Here is a 14101-nt window from a genome sequence, read left to right as displayed (position 1 = left end):
ACCTGCTCAGCGCCCCCGGAGCCGACGTACGAGGATGCTCGCGTCCCCGCGGGACTCCAGATCGGCCAGCACCACGGCGACCGCCTCGCGCACGATCCGCCCGCGGTCCACCGCGAGCCCGTGCTCGCCCCGGAGCACCAGGCGGGCGTGTTCGAGGTCCATCAGCTCCTCGGCGGACACATACACGGTGATCTTCTCGTCGTGCCGTTCCCGTCCGCTGGGCCGCCGCCCGGCCGCACGCCCCCGCTTGCGCGGCTGGGCCGCGGCGGCACCGGCAGAACCTTCCTGCGGGGACTGCCGCCGTGCGGGCCCTTCGCCGGTCGCCGAGCGCGTCCGCGACTCCCCGGCCTCCGCCTCCGCGACATCCGCCGCGACATGCTCGTCGCCCTCCCCGTCGCCGCCCTGTACGGGCACCGCCGACGGCGCGTCCTCCGCCGCGGCCGTCGCGTCGCTCTCGCCCGCGGGAGCCGGCACCCGGGCCTCGCCGTGGGCCTGGCGCCTGGGGGTGGACGACTGGAGCGCCATTCCCCCGGTGGTACGGAACAGTTCGTCGGCCCCCGGCAGACTCACTCGGCGTGACACCGGGCGAGCACCTCCCTGGCGAGCTGGCGGTAGGCGGCGGCACCGACGGAGTTGGAGGCGTACGTGGTGATCGGCTCACCGGCGACCGTGGTCTCCGGGAAGCGCACGGTCCGGCCGATCACCGTGTGGTAGACGTGGTCGTCGAACGCCTCGACGACACGCGCGAGGACCTCACGGCTGTGCACGGTCCGGGAGTCGTACATCGTGGCGAGGATGCCGTCGAGCTCCAGCTCGGGGTTGAGCCGCTCCTGGACCTTCTCGATGGTCTCGGTGAGCAGCGCGACACCGCGCAGCGCGAAGAACTCGCACTCGAGCGGCACGATCACCTTGTGCGCCGCGGTTAGCGCGTTGACGGTGAGCAGGCCGAGCGAGGGCTGACAGTCGATCACGATGTAGTCGTAGTCGGCCATCAGGGGCTTCAGAGCGCGCTGGAGCGTCGACTCGCGCGCGACCTCCGACACCAGCTGGACCTCGGCCGCCGACAGGTCGATGTTGCTCGGCAGCAGGTCCATGTTGGGGACGGCGGTCTTCAGCAGAACCTCGTCCGCGGACATGCCCCGCTCCATGAGCAGGTTGTAGACCGTCAGGTCGAGTTCCATGGGGTTGACGCCGAGGCCCACGGACAGCGCGCCCTGCGGGTCGAAGTCGACGAGCAGCACGCGGCGCCCGTACTCCGCGAGCGCGGCACCCAGGTTGATGGTCGACGTCGTCTTGCCCACGCCGCCCTTCTGGTTGCACATCGCGATGATCTTCGCGGGCCCGTGGTCGGTCAGCGGACCGGGGATCGGGAAGTACGGCAGCGGGCGGCCGGTCGGGCCGATGCGCTCGCGGCGCTGGCGGGCCGCGTCGGGCGCGAGCGTGGCCGCGTACTCGGGGTCGGGCTCGTATTCGGCGTCGGGGTCGTAGAAGTGCCCGTCGGGCAGTTCGTCGTAGTCGGCGAAGTGGTTGTGGACCTCGCCGCTCGGGCCGCCGGCCATGGCGTTCACGTGTGGGCCATCCATGCTCTGGTGTGCTGTCGGAGCCAGGTGGGGGTTCTGGCTCTGGTGGGCTGCGAAGGTACGGACAGCGACGGAGCCGACAGCCTCGAGCCCCGTGGGGACCGCGCCCCGCGCAGGCATTCCTGGTTGACCACCCCCGGGAGTAAATGTCGACTCATTCACAAGTCGTCTTACCTCCTTGGTGACCAGGAAACTTCTAGATAGGTCAGCGTGGCACCATGCCGACGGTTGGCGACTCTATGGCGTGTCGGCGGTCCGCAGCAACACAATCCGCCGGACCCGGCCCGATGTGTCGGCAATGAAACATCCCGCTGTCAAGGGTGTCCGGGCACCGTTCGCCAGGTTTCACCGGTGTGCGAAACGGTTGAAGAGTTGCGTTCGAGACGAGTTGAACGAGTGTCGCAAAGTGACCATACACACATCCGGCCGGACCTTGTCGGGCAAGGTCCGGCCGGCTGCGCGGTGTTGACGAGGTGAATTGACCGATCGCCTTGGGACACCGGGAAATCGAACCCGGGTCGTTGCCCGGCCTCAGTCGAGCAGGGAGGTCAGCTCCACGTGCTCGAGGCCGTGCGCCTCGGCGACCTCCTTGTAAACCACCTTGCCGTCATGGGTGTTGAGGCCCTTGGCCAGCGCGGCGTCGCGGCGCAGCGCCTCGACCCAGCCGCGGTTGGCCAGCTCCACGATGTAGGGCAGCGTGGCGTTGGTCAGCGCGTAGGTGGAGGTGTTGGGGACCGCGCCGGGCATGTTGCCGACGCAGTAGAAGACCGACTCGTGGACCCGGAAGGTCGGCTCGGCGTGGGTGGTCGCACGGGAGTCCTCGAAGCAGCCGCCCTGGTCGATCGCAATGTCGACAAGGACACTTCCGGCCTTCATCCGCGACACCAGCTCGTTGGTGACCAGCTTCGGGGCCTTGGCGCCCGGGATGAGGACGGCGCCGATGACGAGGTCGGCGTCGAGGCAGGCCCTCTCCAGCTCGAAGGCGTTGGAGACGACGGTCTGGATCTTCGTACCGAAGATCTTGTCGGCCTCCTTGAGCTTGTTGATGTCCCTGTCGAGCAGGGTCACGTGGAAGCCCAGGCCGATGGCGATCTGCGCGGCGTTCCAGCCGGAGACGCCGCCGCCGATGATGACGGCCTTGCCGGCCGGCACACCCGGGACACCGCCGGGCAGCACACCGCGACCACCGTTGGCGGCCATCAGGTGGTAGGCGCCGACCTGCGGGGCCAGCCGGCCCGCGACCTCGGACATGGGGGCGAGCAGCGGCAGGGCTCGGTTCGGCAGCTCGACCGTCTCGTAGGCGATGGCCGTGGTGCCGGACTCCAGGAGGGCGTCCGTGCACTCCCTGGAGGCGGCCAGGTGCAGATAGGTGAAGAGGATCTGGTCCTTGCGGAGGCGGTGGTACTCCTCGGCGACGGGCTCCTTGACCTTCAGCACCAGGTCGGCGGTGGCCCAGACCTCGTCGGCGGTGTCCAGGATCCGGGCGCCGGCCGCGACGTACTCCTCGTTCGGGATCGAGGAGCCGACACCGGCGTTCCGCTCGACGACGACCTGGTGGCCGTTGCGCACCAGCTCGTGCACGCCGGCGGGGGTGATGGCCACCCGGAACTCGTTGTTCTTGACCTCGCGGGGGATGCCGACCTTCACGTCGATCACGGTCCTTGGCTCAGGGAATGTGGGGCATTGCAAGACATACCCGACGCGCAGGGGCACACCGGGAGACACCGCAGGAGAACGTGCGGTAGAGCCAGTTTAATGAAGGTGTTCCCGGTGTCTAGCCTTTCATTGCATCAATCTTCACCGGATGCACTGCGGATTTCGTAGGCGTTGGCATCCGGTTTCGCCACCGATGGCTCCACCTGGCGCTCGTCACCCAGGATGCGCTCCGCCGCGCCGCGGTGCAGACGCGCCGCCGCCGGGTCGCCGAGCCGCTCCAAGGTGTCGGCGAGCCTGAGCCGCAGGGCCGCCAGCAGCCGGTCGTCCTCGGCGCGCCGCGCCCACTCGACCGCCTCGTGGCAGGTGCGCAGCGACTCCTCGGGCCGCCCCGCGTACTCCTGGACGCGGGCCAGCTCGCTCAACGCCCGTGCGTGGGCGGCCACATCGCCGTTTCTGCGGTGTGCCGCGATCGCCGCCCGCCAGTTGCGCTGCGCCTCGCCGTAGCGGCCCGCGTAGGTGTGGGCGGTGGCGATGCGGCCGTAGAGCCGGGCGGCGTCCGTGCGCTCGTCGCGGGCGAGCCGCTGGGCGAGCGCCCGACCGTACCAGTCGGCGGCCCGGTCGTAGTCTCCCAGCTCCTGGTGGGCGCCTCCTACGGATTCCATCGCGCGGCCCGTCGCATACGGGTCGTTCGCCGCCCGCCCGGCGTCCAACGCGGCCCGGTAGCGGGCCAGCGCCTTGACGGTACGGCCCGTCTGGGCGTCCAGATCGGCGAGGTTCAGCAAGGCCGCCGCCCGCTCCCGGGGCAGGTCGCGGCGCTCGGCGACATCCAGCACGAGCTGGTGGATGGCGTACAGCTCGGGCGCGGCCGCTTGCGTACCGACATGGGCGACCAGGGCCCTGACCAGCGCGGCCATCAGCCGGCGGGCCAGCGTGTCCAGCTCGCCGTCGGCGACCGCCAGCCGGGCGGCGGCCAGCAGAGCCGGCTGTCTCGCCCCCAGCCACTCCCCGGCGGCCCGGGCCGTAGGGAAACGCAGGGCCCGCGGCAGCACGGCGAGCTTCTCGCGGCCCTGCGGACTGTCGGTCTCGGTGATCGCACGGCAGGACTGGAGCAGCCGCACGGTCCGCTCCAGCATCCGGGCACGGGCGAGCTGGAGCTCGGCCGGGCGGTCCTGGCTTCCGGTGAGCGCGCGCAGCAGCGGGTGCAGAAAACCGGGGACCTCGTACTGCGGAACGGACGAGTCCACGCGGTGCAGGAAGCCGAGCGCGGTGAGGCCGTCGAGGGTGGTGTGTGCGCTCTCCACCGAGCAGCCGGCCAGCGCGGAGGCGGTGTGCGGGTCGACGAGGCCGGCGGGGGCGAGGGAGAGCAGGCGCAGCGTCCGTTGGGCGGCGACGGGCAGGGCCCCGTACGCCAGCCGGAAGACACGGGCCGGCGGTGCCGCGTCCTCCCCCACGGTGTGCAGCTGCTTGGCGAGGTCGGCGACGGCGGCCTTGGGGTGGGCGGCGAGCCAGCCGCCGGCGAGGACGAGCGCGGCGGGGTGGCCCGCGCACTCCTCGACGAGCCGCTCGGCGGCGCTCGGGTCGACGGTGATCCGCACCGAGCCGGTGTACCGGGTGAGCAGTTCGAGGGCCGACTTGGTGTCCAGTCCGCCGAGGGTGCACGGACGCACATCGGCGATCCCGGTCAGCGGGCCCCCGGAGACGGCGACGGCCAGGCAGTCCGGGGTGTCCGGCAGCAGCGCGTCGACCTGGTCGGCGGCCACCGCGTCGTCCAGCAGGAGCAGCACCCGGCGATCGGCGAGGGCCTCGCGTACCGCCTGGCCCAGCTCGTCCTCGTCGGCGCCGGCCGGGGCCGGCAGGCCGAGGCCGGCGAGCAGCTCGCGGGCGGTGCGCTCGGTCGGTACGGGGGTGCCGTCGGGTTCGCTGAGGCGGGCGCGCAGCACGCCGTCCCGGTAACGGTGCGCGACCTGGCGGACCAGCTCCTCGGCGAGCGCGGTGCGCCCGTAGCCGGGCCGTCCCGCGATGAGCAGCACCCGGGCGCGGGGTGCCTTGCGGCCGGAGATCGTGTCGAGCCCGGCGCGCTCGATGTCGATGTGGAGTTCTCTCAACTCCCTTGCGCGGCCGAGGAACCGACCTTCCGTGGCGGCGGGACGCCGAGCGTCCTCTGACAGCTCGTCGCCGCCGGCCGCCACCGCCTGATCCGTCACGGGCCACGCTCCCGTCCCACTGCTCACACAGGCCCGCCGGGTCCTGGGGCGGGTCGTCCCTCAGAGCCTAGTTCACGCTCTGCGACGATCCCGGTGGAGCGGGGCGGACACATCCCCCGATCGGATCAGGCGATCGTACGACCGGCGGCGTCGGGGCGGCATCCCGCGCCCGGGACCCCGCGGCGGGGGGTTGCGGAGCCGCGGCCCGGACGGATGTCAGGCCTCGAACGGCCGGGCCGGCCAGGGCGCCTCGGCCGGCCGCAGGGCGTCCAGGCCCTCGCCGCCGCGCGCCGCGACCAGGGAGAGAACGCCGACGACGAGGCAGTTGTTGTGGAGGTCGCCGGCCAGCACACCGCGGACGAGGTCGTCCACCGGGATCCGGGCCAGCTCCATGTCGGCCTCCTCGTCCTCGACCTCGAAGCGCTGCCCGTCGGCCTCGGACAGATCGCGGGCCAGGAAGATCCGCACGGCCTCGTCGCTGCCGCCCGGCGTGGTGTAGACGTCGGTCAGCACCCGCCAGTTCTCGGCCTTGACGTGCGCCTCCTCGTACAGCTCGCGCTGGGCGGCGTGCAGCGGGTTCTCCCCTGGTATGTCCAGCAGGCCGGCCGGGATCTCCCACAGCTTCTGGCGTACGGGGTGGCGGTACTGCCGGATCACCAGCACCCGGTCCTGCTCGTCGAGGGCGACGACGGCCACCGATCCCGGGTGGACCTGGTAGTCACGGCGGACGACCGAACCGTTCGGCATGACCACGTCGTCGGCGCGGACGGAGGTCTTCTTGCCGACGAACGGGGTCTCACTCGCCCGGATCTCCCACTCCTCGGGGGTGTCCTTGATCGTCATGTCGCCCTGTTCCTCCCACGCCTTGCACGAAACCGGGGCACGCCTCCCGAAGGACGCGTACCCCGGCCACCGTACCGCCTGTGTCACTTGCCGTTCTTGCCCGCGGTCTCCTGCCGCTGCCGCTGCACGGCCGCCTTCACCAGCCCGGCGAACAGCGGGTGCGGCCGGGTCGGGCGGGAGCGCAGCTCGGGGTGGGCCTGCGTGGCCACCAGGTAAGGGTGCACATCGCGCGCGTACTCGACGTATTCCACGAGCTTGCCGTCCGGCGAAGTGCCGGAGAACACGATGCCGGCCTTCTTCTCCAGCTCGGCCCGGTAGGCGTTGTTCACCTCGTAGCGGTGGCGGTGGCGCTCCTCGACGTACTCCTTGCCGTCGTACACCTCGCGCACGATCGACCCCTCGGCCAGCTTGGCCGGGTACATGCCGAGCCGCATGGTGCCGCCCATGTCGCCCTCACCGGCGACGATGTCCATCTGCTCGGCCATGGTGGAGATGACCGGGTGGGCGGTGGCCGGGTCGAACTCGGTGGAGTTCGCGTCGGGGATGTCGGCGAGGTTGCGCGCGGCCTCGATCACGATGCACTGCAGGCCGAGGCAGAGGCCGAGCAGCGGAATCCGGTTCTCGCGGGCGTAGCGGATGGCGCCGACCTTGCCGAGCACACCGCGGTCGCCGAAGCCGCCGGGGATGCAGATGCCGTCCACGTCGGCGAGCTGCGCCTTGGCGCCGGACGGGGTCTTGCAGTCGTCGGAGGTGACCCACTTGATCTTCACGCGGGCCCTGTTGGCGAAGCCGCCCGCGCGCAGCGCCTCGGTCACCGACAGATAGGCGTCGGGCAGGTCGATGTACTTGCCGACCAGGGCGAGGGTGATCTCGTCCTGGGGGTTGTGGACGCGGTCGAGCAGGTCGTCCCAGGTCGTCCAGTCCACGTCGCGGAAGGGCAGGTCCAGCTTGCGCACGACATAGGCGTCCAGACCCTCGGAGTGGACGACCTTCGGGATGTCGTAGATCGAACGGGCGTCCGGGCAGGCGACCACGGCGGCCTCGTCCACGTCGCACATCAGCGAGATCTTGCGCTTGATGGCGGTCGGCACCTCGCGGTCGCAGCGCAGGACGATCGCGTCCGGCTGGATACCGATGTTCCGCAGGGCGGCGACCGAGTGCTGGGTCGGCTTGGTCTTCAGCTCGCCGGAGGGGCCGATGTAGGGCAGCAGCGAGATGTGCACGACGAAGACGTTGTCGCGGCCCACCTCGTGACGGACCTGGCGGACGGTCTCCAGGAACGGCAGCGACTCGATGTCGCCGACGGTGCCGCCCACCTCGGTGATCACGACGTCCACCTCGTCGGTGGCCATGCGCCGGATGCGGTGCTTGATCTCGTTGGTGATGTGGGGGATGACCTGGACCGTGTCGCCCAGGTACTCGCCGCGCCGTTCCTTGGCGATCACCGTCGAGTACACCTGGCCCGTGGTGACATTGGCGGAGCCGTCCAGGTCGCGGTCGAGGAACCGCTCGTAGTGGCCGATGTCCAGATCGGTCTCGGCGCCGTCGTTGGTGACGAACACCTCACCGTGCTGGAAGGGGTTCATCGTGCCCGGGTCCACGTTCAGATACGGGTCGAGCTTCTGCATCACGACGCGCAGGCCCCGGGCCTTGAGCAGCATGCCCAGGCTGGAGGCCGTCAGACCCTTGCCGAGCGAAGAGGCGACACCCCCGGTGACGAAGATGTGCTTGGTCGTCGTGGCTGTGCTGTTTCGGAAAGCAGCGGGCGGCATGGCCAAGAGGGGGCTCCCGTGGTCGCGGTCTGGGGTGCGGTCCGGCTCGCCTCCGAAGGATGTCCGGCGGTGCCGTCGCTGCGGTTCGGGGGTTTCGTGCCCACCGGTCCACGGGCTACCAGCGTATCAGCGCCCGGAGGGGGCTGCTTCCGGCCACGCTTCGCGCACATCTCACCACGGAGCCCCCGCCGCCTCTCCCCCCTCACTCGTTCGGAGCCGTACCGTTGGCCGGACAGGCACGCGGACCATCCACGTGCGTCGTATCCTGCTCGGACCATCGCTGCCGAGCACCCCGGCAAACGGCACCACCCCGGCCGTCACCGGAACTACAACAGCTCGTCAGTTCGTTGAACATCGACTGCTTCATTTTCGAATGAATCGGTGAACAACGTCTGTCTCACCGACCCCCTGACCGCAAGAGCAACCGCCCCACCTGGGGCGACGTGGCCGTTCGACTGGAGTTGCATTGGCCGGGCGCATCGAAGACTACGCACTCATTGGAGACATGCAGACCGCGGCGCTGGTCTGCCGGGACGGCACCGTGGACTGGCTGTGCCTGCCCCGATTCGACTCCCATGCCGTCTTCGCGGGGCTGCTCGGCACAGAGGAACACGGCTTCTGGAGGCTGGGCCCGGCGCACGCGGCGGACGTCGCGCCGCCGGCGGCCACCCGGCGCTGCTACCGCGGTGAGTCCCTGATCCTTGAGTCCGAGTGGGACACCCCGCGCGGCACGGTCCGGGTGATCGACTTCATGCCGCCGCGCGACGGCGCGCCCCAGGTGATCCGGATCGTGGAGGGTGTCACGGGCCGGGTGCCCATGCGCTCGGCGCTGCGGATGCGGTTCTCCTACGGGCGAGTGGTGCCGTGGGTGCACAAGCACGAGGGGCGCACGGTGGCCGTGGCCGGGCCCGACTCCGTGTGGTTCGACACCCCCGCCGAGACCTACGGCAAGGGGCTGACGACCTACGCGGACTTCACGGTCGCACCGGGTGACCGGATCGCGTTCACCATCTCGTGGCAGCCCTCACACCAGAAACCGCCGCCGCTGCCGGAGCCCGAGCAGTCGCTGGAGGCGACCGAGGAGTTCTGGAGCGAGTGGGTGGAGCACTGCACGTACCACGGTCCCTACCGTGAGGCCGTGGTCCGCTCCCTGATCACACTCAAGGCCCTGACCTACGCCCCGACGGGCGGCATCGTGGCCGCGCCCACCACCTCGCTGCCCGAGGAGATCGGCGGCGTCCGCAACTGGGACTACCGCTACACCTGGCTGCGCGACGCGGCGATCACCCTGTCCTCGCTGCTGCGCACCGGCTACCGCGAGGAGGCGCGGGCCTGGCGCGAATGGCTGCTGCGCGCCGTGGCGGGCGACCCCGAGAACCTCCAGATCATGTACGGCATCGCGGGCGAACGGGAGCTGGGCGAGGCCGAGCTGGACTGGCTGCCCGGCTACGAGAACTCCGCGCCCGTGCGCGTCGGCAACGGCGCCGCGCACCAGTTGCAGCTGGACGTGTACGGAGAGGTCACCGAGGCCCTGCACCTGGCCCATATGACGGGCCTGGCCCGCAACGACTACGCCTCTCTGCTCCAGCTCAAGCTGATCCGTTATCTGGAGCAGCACTGGGACGAGCCGGACGAGGGCATCTGGGAGGTGCGCGGCCCCCGCCGCCACTTCGTGCACTCCAAGGTCATGGCCTGGGTGGCGGTGGACCGCACGATCAAGCTGATCGAGTCCGGGGACGCGGACGGCCCGCTGGAGAAGTGGCGCGAGCTGCGCGACGACATCCACCGGGACGTCTGCGAGAAGGGCTACGACAAGGAGCGCAACACCTTCACACAGTCCTACGGCTCCAGGGAGCTGGACGCCTCGCTGCTGCTGATTCCGCAGATGGGCTTCCTGCCGCCGGACGACAAGCGGGTGATCGGCACGATCGAGGCGATCCAGCGCGAGCTGTCCACGCCCGACGGCTTCGTCCTGCGCTACCCGACCGCGGGCGAGGAGGAGGGCGTGGACGGGCTGCCGGGTGACGAGGGCGCGTTCCTCGCCTGCTCCTTCTGGCTGGCCGACGACCTCGCGATGATCGGCCGCGTGGACGAGGCCCGCAAACTCTTCGAGAAGCTGCTCGCCCTGCGCAACGACCTGGGCCTGCTCGCCGAGGAGTGGGACCCGCGCCTGAAGCGCCAGGTCGGCAACTTCCCGCAGGCCTTCAGCCATGTGCCGCTGATCGACACGGCACTGCGCCTGACGGCGTCCGGGGCGTACGGGGGCTGAGGAGGCGGGCCGGCGGCATGGTGCTGTCCGTCACGCCCGACCTCACCACCAGCGGCGGCGTCCGGCGGGCCCCGGCCGCTGCTCGTGGTCGCGGCCGCGATGGCGGGACAGCGCGGCCTCCCTGTCCCGGCGCACGCCCCTGCGGTGGAGGCGCACGCCGCGGAGGAACCGGGCGGGGCCCTCGCCGTGTGAGCGCCCGGCCGGCCAGGGGCTTCGCCGCCCACGGCCGCCACGGCACGCACCGTGGCCCGGGGGCCGGCTCCCGCGCCCCGGCCGAACAGGACCCGCGCCCCGGGTCCGCCTAGGCTGAAGGCAGTTCTGTCCCCTGCGGGAAGGGGGCCGGTCGCCATGGCTCCCCTTTCGAAGGCGCGTGCGGCGCTCGCCGCGCTCCGTGCGCGTCTGGAGGGCGAGGTCCTCGCTCCCGGCGATCGGGGCTACGACGACGCCCGGGCCGTCTTCAACGCGATGATCGACCGCCGTCCGGCCGTCATCGCGCAGTGCGCGGGCGAGGTCGACGTCATCCGTGCCGTGCGCTTCGCCCGGGACCTCGATCTGAAGATCGCGGTCCGCGGCGGCGGCCACAGTGTCACGGGGATGGCGGTCAACGACAACGGGCTGGTGGTGGACCTGCGCCGGATGCACCGGGTGACGGTCCACCCCGGGTCCGCGTCGGTACGGGTCGAGGGTGGCGCCCTGATGAGCCATCTGGACCGCGCCACCCAGCCGCACGGTCTCGCGACCACCGGCGGCCGGGTCTCCACGACCGGTGTCGGCGGCTTCGTGCTCGGCGGCGGCACCGGCTGGCTGGACCGGGTCTTCGGGCTGGCCGTCGACAACCTGCTCGGCGTGGAGCTGGTGACCGCGGACGGCACCCCGGTCCTCGCGACCGCCGAGGAGCATCCCGAACTGTTCTGGGCGCTGCACGGCGGCGGCGGGAACTTCGGGGTCGCCACGGCACTCACCCTCAAGCTGCACGAGCTGCCCGAGTTCTCGATCGCCCTGCTCATGTTCCCGCCCGAGAGGGGACCGGAGGCCGTGCGGACCTACCGCGACCTCCTCGACACCGGCGCGCCGGAGCTGGGCGGCACCGTGCAGTACGTGGCCGGGGCGCCGGCACCGTTCGTCCCCGGGCACCCGGTGGGGACCCTGCTGTGCGGTGTGCTGGTCACCTACGCCGGCGGCGAGGAGGGGCTGCGCAAGCTCGCCCGGCCGCTGCTGGCGCTGCCACACGAGTCCGAGGTCGTCGCCACGATGCCGTACGCCGATGTGCAGTGCCTGCTCGACTCTCCACCCGGGCTGCGCAACCACTGGTCGGTCGAGTATGTGCGGGCCCTGCCCGACGAGCTGGTCGACGCCTTCTGCGCCCGCGCCCCCTCGATGCCCGTCCCCTCGGCCTGTCGGCAGCTGCTCTTCCCACAGGGCGGAGCGATCGCCTCCGGGCCCGCCGGGTATCCGGTCCCCTTCCGGGACGCCCCCTGGGCCGTGCACCCGCTCGGTGTCTGGGCGGACCCGGCGGACGACGAGCGGGCCCTGGGGTGGGTGCGGGGCGTGCGCGCCGACGCCCGCCCCTGGAGCACCGGGGCGGTCTATCTCAACTTCATCGGGGACGAGGGCAGGGACCGGGTGGTGGCCGGCCTCGGCACCGAGCACCTCAACCGGCTGGCGCGGGTGAAACGCCAGTACGACCCGGACAACGTGTTCCGCTACAACCACAACATCCAGCCCCTCTGACCTGGCTCACCCTCCGCCCGACCGCCGCCCGACCGGGGCCCCGGTGCGCCCGGGGCGTCCGCGCGGGTAGCGTCACCGCATGGACAGCCGTTTCGACCCCCCGGGCTCCCAGGGCACCGGCATCACCGTGCAGCGGGCGCTGGAGCTGCCCGGGCTGCGCGGCGGGCTGCCGGAGGTGCTCGCCGGCGCCGACCGGCTGCACCGCACGGTGCGCTGGGTGCACGCGGGCGAAGTCCCGAACATCGCCTCGCTGCTGAAGGGCGGCGAACTCCTCCTGACGACGGGCTACGGCCTCGGCACCCGCCCCGCCGACCAGCGCGCGTTCGTCCGCACCCTGGCCGAGCGTGGCATCGCGGCCCTGGTGGTGGAGCTGGGCCCGCGCTTCAGCCGGCTGCCCGCCGCCCTGGTGGACACGGCCCGCAGCGCCGGGCTGCCGCTCGTCCAGCTGCACCGCGAGGTGCCGTTCGTGGCGGTCACCGAGGAGATCCACACCGAGATCGTCAACGGGCACTACGCGCTCCTCCAGCGGGCCGAGGAGGTGCACCGCCGGTGCACCGAGGCGGTGCTCTGCGGGGGCGGGGCGCCGCAGGTCCTCGGCATCCTGGCCGACTTCGGCGGCAACCCGGTGTTCCTGGAGACCGCCGACGGCCAGTTGCTGTACGCCGCCGGGACCGGGCCCGCGTACACGGATCCGCTCCAGGTGTGGGAGGGACTGCGCGGACAGCACAAGGACACGCCCCCGGCCGGCACGATCATCGTGGATGTGCCGGGGGGCGGGCCGGGCACGGGCTCGGTACGCGCCCGGCTGGTGCTGCTGCCGGTGGGTGCGCCGGTGGAACCGGTGCACCGGATCGCCGCCGAGCGGGCCGCGGGCATCCTCGCGGTGGTGCTGATGCAGGCCCGGCAGGAGGAGGAGCTGGCGGCGCGCGGGCGCGGCGACTTCCTCACCGACCTCGCCGAAGGCCGGATCACCGCCGAGGACGCCCCGGCGCAGGCCCGGGTGCTCGGCTTCAAGCCGGGCGGCGGCCCGCTGCTGCCGGTGGTGATGCGGCTGGCGGACGGCCCAGCGCCGGGCGGCGGGGGCTGGGCGGTGCTGGCGCGGGCGGTCGCGGAGGAGCTGGGGTCGGTGGGCGTGCCGGTGCTGCTCGGGGTGCGGCCGGTGGAGGGCCGGGTGCCGCTGCTGCTGGGCCTGCGCTCGGAGTCGGAGCGTTCCGCGGTCGCCGGCCGGGTGGCCGCGGCACTGCGGTCGGGGGTGGAGCGGGCCGGGACGCAGCGTCCGGGCGCCCGGCCACCGGTCGTGGTGGTCGGGGCGGGGGGCGGCTGGGCGGCGGCGTCGGCCGGGCTGCGGCACGCGGCGGAGACCGCGACGGCGGCGCAGGGCCTGCCGGAGCGTCCCTGGCACGATGCCCGGCGCCTCGACATCGACCTGCTGCTGTGGCGGCTGCGCGACCATCCGGACCTGGCGGCCTTCGTGGACCGCGCGATCGGTCCGCTGCGCGATCACGACCACCGCTCCAGGCCGCCGCTGCTGCCCACCCTCGAGACCTATCTGGCGCACGCGGGCCGCAAGGCGGAGACGGCCCGCGAGCTGCATCTGAACCGGCAGACCCTCTACAACCGGCTGGCCCGGATCGGGGAGTTGCTGGGCACGGACCTCGACGACCCGCAGACGGTCCTGGCCCTGAGCCTGGCACTGCGGGCCCGCCGCCACGTGCCGAACGGGTAGGCCCTGGGGCCCGGTCCCTAGTGATCTGGTCTTGAGTTCACGTTTCGCCACGTGAGTCGTCGTTCGTTTCAGATTGCAGTCTGGGCGGTGACAGCGGCCAGTCGGCTGCGGTCTGCTGGAGGTGTGGGCGACAGCAGGCTGCAGCCGCTGGTGTTATCCGATGACGAGCGGCTGGTGTTGCAGGGGTGGGCCAAACGCCGGACGACCGCGCAGGGTCTGGCCAGACGGGCCCGGATCGTGCTGGCCTGTGCGGACGGGCTGAACAACACCGCGGTGGCCGCACGGCTGGAGACTGATCGCGCGACCGTGCGCCGGTGGCG

Annotated in this window: 10 protein-coding genes; 4 read left to right on the top strand and 6 right to left on the bottom strand. The window is 72.0% G+C overall.

Annotated elements, in window-relative coordinates:
- Positions 1-6: 6 nt before the first annotated feature.
- The 6 genes from ACIP94_RS21265 to ACIP94_RS21240 form a co-directional block, all read right to left on the bottom strand.
- The gene (locus ACIP94_RS21265) at positions 7-582 is read right to left on the bottom strand and encodes a hypothetical protein (protein ID WP_402427631.1); all 576 of its coding nucleotides are present in this window, start codon (positions 580-582) and stop codon (positions 7-9) included.
- Complete coding sequence (locus ACIP94_RS21260; RefSeq protein ID WP_402427628.1) at positions 567-1700, bottom strand: ParA family protein; 1134 nt, start codon at positions 1698-1700, stop codon at positions 567-569. The genes ACIP94_RS21265 and ACIP94_RS21260 overlap by 16 nt, the downstream gene beginning before the upstream one ends.
- Positions 1701-2111: 411 nt before the next feature.
- On the bottom strand, positions 2112-3236 hold the full coding sequence (ald, locus tag ACIP94_RS21255; RefSeq protein ID WP_402427625.1) for an alanine dehydrogenase: 1125 nt from the start codon (positions 3234-3236) through the stop codon (positions 2112-2114).
- 134 nt (positions 3237-3370) lie between these two features.
- Entirely contained in the window at positions 3371-5440 is a 2070-nt protein-coding gene (locus ACIP94_RS21250; protein WP_402427622.1) for a tetratricopeptide repeat protein, read from the bottom strand.
- Positions 5441-5656: 216 nt separating this feature from the next.
- Complete coding sequence (locus tag ACIP94_RS21245; RefSeq protein ID WP_402427619.1) at positions 5657-6283, bottom strand: NUDIX domain-containing protein; 627 nt, start codon at positions 6281-6283, stop codon at positions 5657-5659.
- 83 nt (positions 6284-6366) lie between these two features.
- On the bottom strand, positions 6367-8055 hold the full coding sequence (locus tag ACIP94_RS21240) for a CTP synthase (protein WP_402427616.1): 1689 nt from the start codon (positions 8053-8055) through the stop codon (positions 6367-6369).
- 466 nt (positions 8056-8521) lie between these two features.
- Here ACIP94_RS21240 and ACIP94_RS21235 point away from each other — a divergent pair, with 466 nt between their 5' ends.
- The 4 genes from ACIP94_RS21235 to ACIP94_RS21220 form a co-directional block, all read left to right on the top strand.
- Positions 8522-10324: a glycoside hydrolase family 15 protein gene (locus tag ACIP94_RS21235; protein ID WP_402427614.1), complete on the top strand. Its 1803-nt coding sequence runs from the start codon at positions 8522-8524 to the stop codon at positions 10322-10324.
- A 348-nt stretch (positions 10325-10672) separates the two neighbouring features.
- Complete coding sequence (locus tag ACIP94_RS21230) at positions 10673-12055, top strand: FAD-binding oxidoreductase (RefSeq protein ID WP_402427611.1); 1383 nt, start codon at positions 10673-10675, stop codon at positions 12053-12055.
- Positions 12056-12134: 79 nt separating this feature from the next.
- Positions 12135-13781 (top strand): PucR family transcriptional regulator, encoded by a 1647-nt coding sequence (locus tag ACIP94_RS21225; RefSeq protein ID WP_402427608.1) that lies wholly within the window; start codon positions 12135-12137, stop codon positions 13779-13781.
- 123 nt (positions 13782-13904) lie between these two features.
- Positions 13905-14101 (top strand): helix-turn-helix domain-containing protein (locus ACIP94_RS21220; protein WP_402427605.1); only part of this gene is annotated, 197 nt, incomplete at its 3' end.

This window comes from Streptomyces sp. NPDC093261, from assembly GCF_044753645.1.
Classification (GTDB): domain Bacteria; phylum Actinomycetota; class Actinomycetes; order Streptomycetales; family Streptomycetaceae; genus Streptomyces.
This window is presented reverse-complemented; position numbering and strand designations above follow the sequence as displayed.